Here is an 11,890-nt window from a genome sequence, read left to right on the forward strand (position 1 = left end):
TACGCCGTACCGGTTCGTCCGGCTTGTGCGTCGTCGGGCGCTTCTATACTGAAACCTGAACCAGGTTTCAACTTGGCAAAGGGGGGGGGAGCTATATGGAGGAGGCCGCGGACGTCCCGCCCAAGATTCCGCGTACCGACCGTGGTCGCCGGACCCGCCGTGCCCTGCTCGATGCGGCTGCCAGCGAATTCGGCGAAAAGGGGTTCTACGAAGCGTCGATCAGCGGGATCACGATGCGTGCCGGTGTCGCGCTCGGCAGCTTTTATACCTGGTTCGACAGCAAGGACGCGCTGTTTCGCGCGCTCGTCGCCGATCTATCGGATCAGGTGCGCGACCACGTCGCCCCTGCGGTTCGCGACGCGCCCAATGGGCTGGCGGCCGAACGGGCCGGTCTTGCAGCCTTTCTCGGCTTCGTACGCGATCACCAGGAAATCTACCGGATCGTCGACGAGGCCGAGTTCGTCGACCCTGCAAGCTTCCGTCGGCACTATGCAGCCACCGCCGATCGCATCCAGCAACGCCTCGCCGCTGCCGCGCTACGCGGCGAGGTGCGCGCCGATGTCGGCGAGGTCCATGCCTGGGCGGTGATGGGAATGAACGTCTTCTTGGGCCTGCGCTACGGCGTCTGGACGCAGGACGCGGGCATCGAGGTGGTGGCCGACACGGCCGAGGACATGCTGCGCAACGGTCTTGGTGTGCCTGCCTCGAAGTGAGGCGCTGCAGCGGTGGCCGACGGGGCCTCTCGAACACGCGCTCGCGCTCACCCCAAGTGCAGCAAGGGGTAGATTAGCTGGCGGGGTCATACATGAACGCGCGTAGTTCCTGCGAGCAGCGGCACGCGGCTGCGATCCTCCGTGCCCATGCCTCCGCATCCTGGCGCGTCGCCACGTCGATCACGGTGAACCCGCCGGTCAAGATGCTGCCCGGATAGGTATCCGGCGTCACGGAGCCGTCGGCGGCGACCAGAACCGGGTCGACGCCTTCATCGATGCCACCGCCGAAGACGTAGACACCCGCGGCCTTCGCCTGCTCGATCACCTCACGTGACTCGACGCCAGCACGCGCGAGGTCTTCCCCAGTGAGTTGCATGGCTACGCTGGGAAAGGAGATGAGGTACTTGGTCATGCTCAGACAGCCTCCCGCCAGTTCTATCGTGAGTGAGTGGCTTTGCTATGCGACGGATGCGAACGCATCAATGATCTCATCATCGATCGCCGAGGCGGCTGGCCGGCTCTCGCCGCAAAGGCGCGGACCGTCGCCGGGACGCCGATCTCAAACGATGTAGGCACGAAGTCGAACCGACGCGAGAACTTCCCGCCGTGGACGACATAGGCACGGTCCCAGGTGAAACCGACATCGGCTACCTCCTTCGCAAACCGATAGAACAGCCCCAGCAACCGTAGCAGGGCGAGCGGCACTGCCCATACCCGCAGCCGGTCTCCCAGCACCGCGGCGCCCATCGCCAGCAGGGCTCGTGGGCTGCGGGTGGGTGCACAGGGCATGTTCCACGCCTGCCCGAAATCCTCGTCCGACGCGTCGAGCAGCATGATCGCGGCGCGGGCGATGTCGGGCACATAGGCGAAGTCGTGCAGCGTGTCGGCGGGTACCAGTAACTGCGCGGGTTTGTCCTTGGCCAACTCGCCGAAGGCGCTCGCGCCGAGGTCCGAGACGTCGACGCCGGGCCCGTAGAGGCAGCTATACTGCTGCCGCTCTGGACCGTCATGCACGAGGACCTGAAGATCAGCGCACGCATTCGCGCCGTCTTCGATGCCTTGGCCGCGGAAGTGATCGCCTAGCTAGGCGGCGCTCGATGCCTTGCAGGGCAAGCAGACCAACAATAGCACAAGCGTCGGGACGGCTCGGCTTGCTATGACGACGGGGGGACTTATATACCAGTCGTTATGGAAGATGTTCTCACCTCCGTCGCCAAAGGCCGACCGCGCGAGTTCTGCGTGGATCAGGCGTTGGCGGCCGCCTTGGGCGTGTTCTGGTCGAAGGGCTATGATGGCGCCTCGATGGCCGATCTGACCCAGGCGATGGGGATCACCAAGCCGAGTCTCTACGCCGCGTTCGGCAACAAGGAAGCGCTCTTTCACAAGGCGCTTGAGCTCTACGAGACCGAGAAGCTCGAATATACCCGCGAGGCTCTGAAGCAGCCGACAGCGCGGGCGGTCGCGGAGCATTTCATGCGTGGCGCGATCGATGCGCAGACGAGCACATGCGATCCCAAAGGCTGCCTCGGCGTGATCAGCGCTACGGCGTGTGGTGCGGAGGCCGATTCGATCAAGGCGGACGTGATCCAGCGGCGTGCCTCCTCACAGGCTGCTTTGGTCGACCGTTTCGAGCGGGCAAAACTGGACGGCGACTTGCCCGAGCATGTCGATGTCGGCGGCCTGACGAGCTATCTCTACGCAATCCTGCAAGGCATGGCCGTGCAGGCGGGCTCCGGTGCAACGCGCGCTGATCTGGAGAGCGTGGTCGACACCAGCTTGATGATGTGGCCGACCCGCTGAAACCTTTTTACCGATCGGTATAAAAAGGCGTTGACGCGTAACGGAACAAGTTTCATACCGAGCAGTATAGAAGAAGGCGCCAAATAAGGCGTCTGGCCGTCGAGGAGGCCACATGATCGAACTGCCCAGTCGCGGGGTGGTCGCCCAGTAATCGGCGCCGCCCGTCCAGCTTACCCATTTCAGCAATCCTCCTGACCCGCAGCCCTGCTGCCGGACACGGGCGGTTTCGTCTTCAACGTCAGCGTTGCCGTTCCGCGGCGTCGCCGCGGCCGAAGGGTCGCGTCCACGCGACGCAACGCCGCGCCTCCAGTTCAAGGGAGTTTCCCATGGCCTATGTCGATTTCTCCGCCGACCCGATCCTCGCCGCGCATCCCGATCGGTTGCGTGCCGAAAACGCTGCTCCCGCGCCGACAGGTCTGACAGCGCTGGAGTGGTCGGTGGTGGCGTTGGCGAAGCGCGACCGGATGTCCTCGCTCGCGAAGCCCGGCAGGATCGCCACCGCGTTGAGCAGCCTGTTCGGCGACGGCTCTGCCGGCCGGCATCTGGCCGACCCAAGATTGGAGGCGCTGCGGCGGATGGCGGTGCTCAGCTGGCACCGCGGCTTCTCCGTGCCCTCGACCGAGCTGAAGGCGTTCCTGTCAGCCGGGTTCTCGCTCGATCAGTACGAAACCATGCTCACCAGCATCGGCATGGACCGCCCGCGATGGGAGGCCCGCGCATGAACATGATCTCGAAGATCGACGCGCCCGCGGAGAACGCGCAGGATGCGCCGCGACGCACCCGCTGGCGCAAGGCCGGCTGGGCGGCGTTGCCACTTGTCGCGATCGCAGCGGCCTGGGGCCTGATCGATCATGACGGACCTGCGGTGGCGGCGATGCCGACCCCTACCGTCTCGGTGGCGCAGCCGCTCGTCCGTTCGGTCACCGAATGGGACGATTATGTCGGCCGCTTCGAAGCGAGCAAGTCGGTCGAGGTACGCCCCCGCGTGTCGGGCGCGATAACCGCGGTGCACTTCACGGACGGCGCGATCGTCCGCAAGGGGCAACTGCTCTTCTCCATCGACGCCCGACCCTATGCCGCGGCGCTCGCCGAGGCGCGCGCAAGCGTCGCCAGTGCCGCCAGCGACCTCGCGCTGGCGCGCGCCAATCTCGATCGTGCCAACCGGCTGGTCTTGGACGACGCGGTGTCGAAGAGCGACCTCGACCAGCTCGGCGCCAGGGTGCGCGCGGCCGGCGCGGCGCTGGTGGCCGCGCAGGCCCGCGTCCAGGCCCGCGCACTAGACGTCGAGTTCTCCCAGGTTCGGGCACCGATCTCCGGCCGCATCTCCGATCGACGCATCGACGCTGGGAACCTCGTCTCCGCCGGCGACACCAGCGGTACGCTGTTGACGACGATCAACGCGCTCGATCCGATCTACTTCGCATTCGACGCGTCGGAGGGACTGTTCCTCAAGTCGAAGCGCGCCGGGGCCGAAGGCTCCGCGGTGGAGGTCCGGCTGCAGGACGAGAGCGAGTTCCGTCGTACCGGCCGGCTCGACTTCACCGACAACGGTCTCGATCCGCGGTCGGGCACGGTGCGCGGCCGTGCCGTGCTGGCTAATCCCGACCTATTCCTGACCCCGGGCATGTTCGGCAACATGCGGCTGGCCAATGGCGGCCAGGTGTCGTCGCTGCTGGTGCCCGATGCTTCCATCCAGACCGACCAGGCTCGCAAAACCGTGCTCACCGTCGCCGCGGACGGCACCGTGGTCGCCAAGGCCGTGACGCTCGGCCCCGCTCTGGGCGGGCTGCGCATCATCAGGGCGGGCCTCAGCCCGCGCGACCGCGTCATCATCAGCGGCACGCAGATGGCGATGCCGGGCGGCAAGGTGCAGGCACGAGCGGGGCGGATCGCCGCTGCAGTCGCCACTGCGCCGCCGCTGCCGGCACCGTCGACCGCCGGCGAAGCGACCTTCGCCGCGCGCTGATCCGTCGATCCCGACCGACCTTCCTTCGATCCTCCACACGGGGAGCCTGCCATGCGCCTGTCGCGCTACTTCATCACGCGTCCGATCTTCGCGGCCGTCATCGCGGTCATCATCACGATCGTCGGCGGGCTCGCCTATCTTGGTCTCCCGGTGTCGCAGTATCCGAACATCGTCCCGCCGACGGTGACCGTCGCCGCGACCTATCCGGGCGCCGCGGCCGAGACGGTGGCGGAGACCGTCGCCGCGCCGATCGAGCAGGAGATCAACGGTGTCGACGGCATGCTCTACCAGTCGTCGCAATCGACCGGCGACGGGCGGGTCGTCATCACCGTCACCTTCAAACAGGGCACCGACCTCGATTCCGCGCAGGTGCTGGTGCAGAATCGGGTCGCTATCGCCACCCCGCGACTGCCGCAAGAGGTGCAGCGGCTCGGCATCGTCACCAAGAAGACATCGCCGGACTTCCTGATGGTCGTGAACTTGGTCTCGCCGGACCGGTCGCTGGATACGACCTATCTTTCGAACTACGCGCTGACGCAGGTGAAGGACCGGCTGGCGCGGATTGAAGGCGTCGGTGACGTGCAGCTGTTCGGCGCGCGTGATTACGCGATGCGGGTGTGGATCGATCCGGGTCGTGCGGCCGCGCTCGGGCTGACTGCGGGCGACATCGTCCAGGCGCTGCGCGCGCAGAACGTTCAGGTCGCGGCGGGTACGCTCGGCCAGCCGCCCTACAACCAGGGCTCCGCCTTCCAGCTCAACGTCGAAACGCAGGGACGGCTCACCGAGCCGCAGCAATTCGCGAACATCGTCATCCGATCGGACGCCGACGGGCGGCAAGTGCGCGTCTCGGACGTCGCGCGGGTTGAGCTCGGCGCCGCGGACTACTCGACCAACACCTATCTGTCGGGCGAGCCGACGGTGTTGCTCGCGGTGTTCCAGCGCCCCGGGTCGAACGCGCTCGCCGCAGCCGAGGCGATCACCGCGGAAATGAAGGCGCTCGAGAAGGGTTTCCCTAAGGGCCTCGCCTACAAGGTCATCTACAACCCGACCGAATTCATCGCGCAGTCGATCGACGAAGTGATGAAGACGCTGCTCGAGGCGATCGTCCTGGTCGTGCTCGTCATTATCGTGTTCCTGCAGCGTTGGCGCGCGGCGATCATCCCCGTCGTGGCGATCCCGGTGTCGCTGATCGGCACCTTTGCGGTGCTGTTGATGGTCGGCTATTCGCTCAACAACCTCTCGCTGTTCGGCCTGGTGCTGGCGATCGGGATCGTCGTCGACGACGCGATCGTCGTGGTCGAGAATGTCGAGCGCAACCTTGCGCAGGGTCAGACGCCGTTGCAGGCTGCCTTTACGTCTATGGACGAAGTGTCTGCGGCGCTGGTCGCGATCGTCGCCGTGTTGTGCGCGGTGTTCATCCCCACCCTGTTCATGAACGGCATCTCGGGCGCCTTCTACCAGCAGTTCGCGGCGACGATCTCGACCGCGACCGTGATCTCGCTGATCATCTCGCTGACCTTGTCGCCTGCCCTCGCCGCGCTGCTGCTGAAGGGGCATGCCGAAGACGCGCCGACCAACAACCGGGTGATGCGCGGTTTGCGCGCCGCGGGCGACTGGTTCAATCGCGGGTTCGAGCGGATGAGCGAGCGCTATAGCCGCATGACGCACATGCTGGTCACGAGACCCAAGCGCGTCATGGTCGTCTATGCGGGTCTCATCGCCGCGACGGTCGGCATGCTGTGGACCACGCCGACGGGGTTCATCCCGCAGCAGGATCAGGGCTATTTTCTCACCGTCATCCAGCTGCCGTCGGGTTCGTCGGTGGAGCGCACCGATGCGGTGATGCGCAAGGTCGCGCAGCGCATCCTGCCGCTCGAGGGCGTGAAGGGCGCGGTGATGCTCGCGGGCTTCGACGGACCGTCGCAGACGCTCGCCCCCAATGCCGCTGCCGCCTACATCCCGCTGAAGGACTTCGAGGACCGCAAGGGCATCCACGTCAGCCAGATCATGGCGGCGGCGCAGAAGGCTACCGCCGACATCACCGAGGCACGCCTGATGATCGTGCCGCCGCCGGTCATCCAGGGGATCGGTGCCGCGGGCGGCTTCCGGATGATGGTCCAGGATCGCAGCGGGCACGGCTACCAGGCGCTCGGCAAGGAGGCCAACGCGCTGATCGCCAAGGCCAATCAGGCCAAGGGGCTGGCCGGCGCGTACACGTTCTTCGACACCGCCACGCCGCGCGTCTTCGCCGATATCGACCGGCGCAAGGCCGACATGCTGGGCGTGCCGCCGGAGCGCGTGTTCGAGGCGTTGAACGTTTATCTGGGCTCGGCCTTCGTCAACGACTTCAACCTGCTCGGCCGCACCTACCGTGTTACCGCGCAGGCGGATGCGCCGTTTCGCGCCACCGAGGCCGACATCGCCAATCTGAAGACGCGCTCGAACTCCGGGGCTATGGTGCCGGTCGGCTCGGTCGCGACCTTCACCGACAAGACCGGGCCGTACCGCGTCGTCCGCTACAACATGTTCCCCGCGGTCGAGGTCGACGGCAACACCGCGCCCGGCTTCTCGTCCGGCCAGTCGCTGGTGACGATGGAGAAGCTCGCGACCGAGACGCTGCCCACCGGATACAGCACCGAATGGACCGACCTTGCGTTCCAGCAGGAACTAGCCGGCAACACCGCGGCGCTCGTCTTCGCGCTGGCCGTCGTCTTCGTCTTCCTGGTGCTCGCCGCGCAATATGAGAGCCTGGTGCTGCCGCTGTCGATCATCATGATCGTGCCGATGTGCCTGCTTGCCGCGATGATCGGCGTGAACCTCAGGGGCATGGACAACAACGTCCTGACGCAGATCGGGCTGGTCGTGCTGATCGCGCTCGCCGCCAAGAACGCGATCCTGGTAGTCGAGTTCGCCCGACAGGCGGAGTCCACCGACGGGCTGTCGCCGGTCGACGCCGCGGTTCGTGCGGCGGGGGACCGGTTGCGGCCGATCCTGATGACCTCGTTCGCGTTCGTGCTCGGCGCGGTGCCGCTGCTCGTCGCGACCGGTGCGGGCGCCGAACTCCGCCAGGCACTCGGCACCGCGGTGTTCTTCGGGATGCTCGGCGTCACCGGCTTCGGCCTCGTCTTCACCCCGACCTTCTATGTCGTTTGCCGCGCACTCGGGGATCGGCTCGGCTCGCGCCGCGCCGTCGCCGACGTCCGCCTGCAGCCGGCCGAATAAGGAGCGCCTGCCATGTTCCGTCTCATCCTCGCCTCCGCCTCGGCCCTCACACTCGCGGCGTGCGCCGTCGGCCCGAATTATGTGCGGCCCGCCACCGCCCCCGCCGCGGCAGGTCCGTTCGTATCCGCCAGCCCGGCGGTCGATGCCACTGCCTCCGCCGACGAACGCTGGTGGCAATTGTACCGCGACCCGGTGCTCGACGGCCTGATCGCCGATGCACTCGCCGCGAACACCGACATCCGCGTCGCCGTTGCCCGGCTCGCGCGCGCTCGCGCCAGCCTGCGCGAGGTTCGCGGCGACCGCTTGCCTCAGGCGACCGCGGGCGCCAGCGCGACCTATGGCCGCCTTCCCGCAATCCAGCGACCACCGGGTGTCGAGCGCGAGGACTGGACGATCGATACCGGCCTGGACGTCGCCTACGAGGTCGATCTGTTCGGCCGGATTAGCCGCGGCGTCGAAGCGGCGCGGGGCGACGTGCTTGCCGCCGACGCCGATGCGGCGGCGGTGCGCGTGGCGATGGTCGCCGACACCACGCGCGCCTATGCGGATGCCGCGTCGGCCGCCGAACGGCTGGCGGTAGCCAACCGCATCGTCGCGCTGCTCGATCGCGCGCTGAAGGTCACCGAACGGCGCGCTCAGGTCGGGCTCACCACCGGGTTGGACACGGCGCGGATCGCCGCGTTGCGCAACCAGCGTCAGGCGGACGTGCCCGCGATCGCCGCCGAGCGACAGGCCGCGCTGTTCCGCCTCGCCACGTTGACCGGCCGAACGCCCGCGGCGCTGCCGGCGGTCGCCACCGCACGAGTCGAGACGCTGCGGCTGGATCGGCCGATCCCGGTCGGCGACGGCGCCGCGCTGCTCGCACGACGGCCCGACGTCCGCGCGGCGGAGCGGCGGCTGGGTGCGGCGACTGCGCGGATCGGCGTCGCAACGGCGGACCTTTACCCGCGGATCAGTCTAGGCGGCTCAGTCGGGTCGACCGGTAATGGGATAGGCAACCTTTTCGGGGCGGGACCGCTCGGCTGGCTGTTGGGCCCGCTAATTAGCTGGAACGTCAATCCAGCCAAGGCGCGGGCGCGGATCGCCGGCGCGGAGGCGAACACCCAAGTAGCGCTGGCCACCTTCGACGGAACCGTGCTGACCGCCCTGGAAGAGACGGAGACGGCGCTTTCGACTTATGCCCGCGCGCTTGATCGACGCACCGCGTTGAAGGCGGCTCGCGACCAGGCAGCGGTGGCAGCGCGGATCACGCGCGCCCAGCAGCGCGAGGGGCAGATCGACAGCCTGGTGCAGCTCGATGCCGAGCGCACCTTCGCGGACACGGAGGCGACGCTCGCCCTGGCGGACGCGCAGATCTCGCGTGCGCAGATCGACGTATTCCGCGCGCTGGGCGGTCAGTGGCAGGCAAGCGGATCCTAACGGCAGTGGCCACCGAAACGTCACACCTTGGGCGCTACGCTCCCGTCGACACGAGGGCGATCGACCATCATCGACCGATTAAGGAAACAAACATGAAATACCTGTCGATCGTCATGATCCTCGCCGCCTCTACCGCCACAGGCGCGGCAGGACGGCAACGGACACAAGGCAGTCGGCCTGCCGTGATTTCGATCGAGGATGTGGATGCACGCGCCACCATCTCAGGCTGTCTGGCACGCGAGGCGGCAGCTCAAAACAAGCCGCAGCCGGCGTTGTCTGATCCGAAGGTCGGTGCGGAGATCATCCGGCAGGCGAAGGACCCGCGGCGGGTCGAACAATGTCGTCGCGTGCTTGCACAGGATTGATCTCGTCGGGTGGCGGACCAGGGTTGAGCAATAGCCCTCAATCAGCTGTGGCTCGCTTGCCGAACGGCACCCGGGGCACGAGGAAAGACAGGGCCAAGGTCACCACCGCGATCACGAAGACTCCCCAAAAGGTCAGGTGAAGTCCGGTAGCCAGCCCGGCCCGTGCCGCGACCGCCCCGGCCGCGAGCCCCTGCCCGTGAAGTAGCTGCTGGATCTGCTGCAATGAGCCCGCCTGCCCATCGGCGAGGCTGATGTTGAGGACCGTTCCCAGCACCGTCGCGCCGAGCGTGCTCCCGAGATTGCGTGCGAACAGGTTGGATGCGGTCGCGGCACCGCGCTGGTCCCAGCCGACGCTCTCCTGGATCAACACGATCGCGGCGGTGCTGAGGAAGCCCATGCCGAAGCCCATCACCAGCGATCCGAAACCTGCGACGAGCGGCGACATCGTTGGTGACAGGAAGACGAAGAACACGGCGCCGACCGGCAGGAGCGCTGCGCCGACGATCAATATGGGTCGAAGGCCGAACCTGACGAAATTGCGCGCGCCGAGCGTCGCTGCGATCGGCCAGCCGAGAACCATCGCCGTGAGCATGAAGCCAGCAACCAGCGGAGAGCGCCCCATCACCGCCTGCACGTACATCGGAAGGAAGGTGGTCAGGCCGATTACCGCCATGCCGCTGAACAGCGTTACCGCGTTCGTCGCCGCGATGGCGCGGTGCGTCCAGAGCGAGAACGCGATCATCGGGTCGCGGGCGCGGCGTTCCTGAAGCAGGAAGAGGATCGCGGCAACCACGCACACGATGCCCGCCACCAATGCCGTCCGGCCGCCGTCGGCGCCGGCTTCGGTTAGGGCCACCATCAACGCCGCAATAGCGATGGTGAAGAGGACCGCACCTGCGACATCCACATTGCGTTCGCGCGTGGACACGGTTTCGCGCAGGTAGAAGAAGAAACCGGCTGCCGCTGCAATCCCGATCGGCACGTTGATCCAGAAGACCCACGCCCAGCTGACATGCTGGATGATGAGACCGCCGGTCAGCGGACCGATTACGGAGGAAACGCCCCATACGCTTGCGAGCCAGCCCTGCACCTTGCCGCGTTCATGGGCGGCGTAAAGGTCGCCGATGACGGTGATCGACACCGGCTGGATCGCGCCTGCACCGAGCCCCTGGATCAGGCGAAACGCGATCAGCGCGGGCATCGACCAGGCGAACCCGCACAGGATCGAACCGACCAGGAAGATGCCGATTCCGACGAGCAGCACCGAGCGACGCCCATATAGATCGGCGAGCTTGCCGAAGACCACCGTCGTCGCGGTCTGGGCGAGCAGAAAGGAGGAGAACACCCAGGCGTAATATTGCAGGTCGCCCAACTGCCCTGCGATCTGCGGCATCGCGGTCGATACGATCGTAGCCTCGATCGCGATCATGAACGAAGCGGCCATGACGGCCGCGAGGACGAAGGGGCGACGAACCGAAGGCGGCTCGCCTCGCAGCGGCGCGTCCGTTCCGGCAGTCACGTGCGCAACCGTCGAATTCACCATTCGATGCCGATCTTGCCGAAATGAGCCGCGCTCATCTCGTAACGAAATGCGTCGGCGAGCTGATCGAGCGGGAAGCGTCGATCGATCACGGGACGGATCGCACCATTGTCGAGCGCGCGAACGAAGTCCTGCTGCTCCCGCCGGCTGCCGACGATAAGCCCCTGCAAGCGCGCCTGCTTGGCCATCAACGCCGCCGTGGGCACTTCACCGCTCGCGCCGGTCAGTACTCCGATGAGCGAGATATGGCCGCCCACGCGCACCGCCTCGATCGATTGCGCGAGCGTGCCCGGGCCACCGACTTCGACGACATGATCGACACCGCGAGCGTCGGTCCAGTCGCGGACCGCCGCTCCCCAGTCCGGCTTTTCGCGATAGTTCACCGTGAAGTCAGCACCCATGCCCCGCGCGCGTTCCAGCTTCTCGCCCGAGGAAGAGGTGATCGCGACCGTCGCCCCCATCAGCTTGGCGATCTGGAGCGCCCAGATCGATACGCCGCCGGTGCCGAGCAGCAGCACCGTGTCGCCTGCCTTCAGCTTGCCGTCGACGACGAGCGCCCGCCAGGCGGTCAGCCCCGCCGTGGTGATCGTGGCCGCCTCCACGGCGTCGAAGCCCTTGGGCGCGCGGGTGAAGGCGGTCGCAGGCAGCACGACGTATTCCCGCGCGAAGCCGTCGATGCCGTCGCCCGGCGTCCGACTGAAATCGCCGACGGTGGGTGCTCCATCGTGCCAATCGGGGAAGAAGCAGGAGACGACCGCGTCGCCAGGCACGAACTCGGTGACGCCCTCGCCCACCGCCTCCACGATACCGGCACCATCGGCCAACGGGATGCGCCCGTCATTAGTCGGCATCCGTCCAGTCGCTA

11 protein-coding genes are annotated in these 11,890 nt (G+C 67.0%); 7 read left to right on the forward strand and 4 right to left on the reverse strand.

Going from position 1 to position 11,890, the window contains the following annotated elements; translation table 11 throughout:
* Positions 1 to 95: 95 nt before the first annotated feature.
* Positions 96 to 713, forward strand: coding sequence for a TetR/AcrR family transcriptional regulator (locus ACFE77_RS09995; RefSeq protein WP_375421492.1), 618 nt, complete (start codon positions 96 to 98; stop codon positions 711 to 713).
* 73 nt (positions 714 to 786) lie between these two features.
* Here the strand turns inward: ACFE77_RS09995 and ACFE77_RS10000 are convergent, their stop codons facing one another.
* Both ACFE77_RS10000 and ACFE77_RS10005 read right to left on the reverse strand, forming a co-directional pair.
* Entirely contained in the window at positions 787 to 1,125 is a 339-nt protein-coding gene (locus tag ACFE77_RS10000) for a YciI family protein (RefSeq protein ID WP_375421493.1), read from the reverse strand.
* A gap of 23 nt (positions 1,126 to 1,148) precedes the next feature.
* Positions 1,149 to 1,727, reverse strand: a complete 579-nt coding sequence (locus ACFE77_RS10005) for a hypothetical protein (protein ID WP_375421494.1) — start codon at positions 1,725 to 1,727, stop codon at positions 1,149 to 1,151.
* A gap of 174 nt (positions 1,728 to 1,901) precedes the next feature.
* Here ACFE77_RS10005 and ACFE77_RS10010 point away from each other — a divergent pair, with 174 nt between their 5' ends.
* The 6 genes from ACFE77_RS10010 to ACFE77_RS10035 all read left to right on the forward strand — a co-directional run bounded on the left by ACFE77_RS10010 (position 1,902) and on the right by ACFE77_RS10035 (position 9,485).
* Positions 1,902 to 2,513 carry a TetR/AcrR family transcriptional regulator gene (locus tag ACFE77_RS10010; RefSeq protein ID WP_375421495.1) on the forward strand — a complete coding sequence of 204 codons (612 nt, stop codon included), beginning with the start codon at positions 1,902 to 1,904 and terminating at the stop codon, positions 2,511 to 2,513.
* A 326-nt stretch (positions 2,514 to 2,839) separates the two neighbouring features.
* Positions 2,840 to 3,235 (forward strand): hypothetical protein, encoded by a 396-nt coding sequence (locus tag ACFE77_RS10015; RefSeq protein ID WP_375421496.1) that lies wholly within the window; start codon positions 2,840 to 2,842, stop codon positions 3,233 to 3,235.
* A complete protein-coding gene (locus ACFE77_RS10020) occupies positions 3,232 to 4,479 on the forward strand; it encodes an efflux RND transporter periplasmic adaptor subunit (protein WP_375421497.1) in 1,248 nt (415 codons plus the stop codon). Before ACFE77_RS10015 ends, ACFE77_RS10020 begins: the two co-directional genes overlap by 4 nt.
* 51 nt (positions 4,480 to 4,530) lie before the next feature.
* Entirely contained in the window at positions 4,531 to 7,701 is a 3,171-nt protein-coding gene (locus ACFE77_RS10025; protein ID WP_375421498.1) for an efflux RND transporter permease subunit, read from the forward strand.
* A 12-nt stretch (positions 7,702 to 7,713) separates the two neighbouring features.
* Complete coding sequence (locus tag ACFE77_RS10030; protein WP_375421499.1) at positions 7,714 to 9,120, forward strand: efflux transporter outer membrane subunit; 1,407 nt, start codon at positions 7,714 to 7,716, stop codon at positions 9,118 to 9,120.
* 92 nt (positions 9,121 to 9,212) lie between these two features.
* On the forward strand, positions 9,213 to 9,485 hold the full coding sequence (locus ACFE77_RS10035) for a hypothetical protein (protein ID WP_375421500.1): 273 nt from the start codon (positions 9,213 to 9,215) through the stop codon (positions 9,483 to 9,485).
* A gap of 37 nt (positions 9,486 to 9,522) precedes the next feature.
* Here the strand turns inward: ACFE77_RS10035 and ACFE77_RS10040 are convergent, their stop codons facing one another.
* Both ACFE77_RS10040 and ACFE77_RS10045 read right to left on the reverse strand, forming a co-directional pair.
* Positions 9,523 to 10,929 (reverse strand): MDR family MFS transporter, encoded by a 1,407-nt coding sequence (locus tag ACFE77_RS10040; protein ID WP_375421501.1) that lies wholly within the window; start codon positions 10,927 to 10,929, stop codon positions 9,523 to 9,525.
* A 92-nt stretch (positions 10,930 to 11,021) separates the two neighbouring features.
* The coding region (locus ACFE77_RS10045; protein WP_375421502.1) for an NAD(P)-dependent alcohol dehydrogenase at positions 11,022 to 11,890 on the reverse strand (869 nt) is incomplete at its 5' end.

The organism is uncultured Sphingomonas sp., from assembly GCF_964243315.1.
Taxonomy (GTDB): Bacteria; Pseudomonadota; Alphaproteobacteria; order Sphingomonadales; family Sphingomonadaceae; genus Sphingomonas.

Coding starts and splice junctions, on each gene's coding strand:
- ACFE77_RS10015 (WP_375421496.1), top strand. CDS start 2,840: ATGGCCTATGTCGATTTCTCCGCCGACCCGATCCTCGCCGCGCATCCC.
- ACFE77_RS10010 (WP_375421495.1), top strand. CDS start 1,902: ATGGAAGATGTTCTCACCTCCGTCGCCAAAGGCCGACCGCGCGAGTTC.
- ACFE77_RS10025 (WP_375421498.1), top strand. CDS start 4,531: ATGCGCCTGTCGCGCTACTTCATCACGCGTCCGATCTTCGCGGCCGTC.
- ACFE77_RS10040 (WP_375421501.1), bottom strand. CDS start 10,929: ATGGCCGCTTCGTTCATGATCGCGATCGAGGCTACGATCGTATCGACC.
- ACFE77_RS10030 (WP_375421499.1), top strand. CDS start 7,714: ATGTTCCGTCTCATCCTCGCCTCCGCCTCGGCCCTCACACTCGCGGCG.
- ACFE77_RS10000 (WP_375421493.1), bottom strand. CDS start 1,125: ATGACCAAGTACCTCATCTCCTTTCCCAGCGTAGCCATGCAACTCACT.
- ACFE77_RS10035 (WP_375421500.1), top strand. CDS start 9,213: ATGAAATACCTGTCGATCGTCATGATCCTCGCCGCCTCTACCGCCACA.
- ACFE77_RS10020 (WP_375421497.1), top strand. CDS start 3,232: ATGAACATGATCTCGAAGATCGACGCGCCCGCGGAGAACGCGCAGGAT.
- ACFE77_RS09995 (WP_375421492.1), top strand. CDS start 96: ATGGAGGAGGCCGCGGACGTCCCGCCCAAGATTCCGCGTACCGACCGT.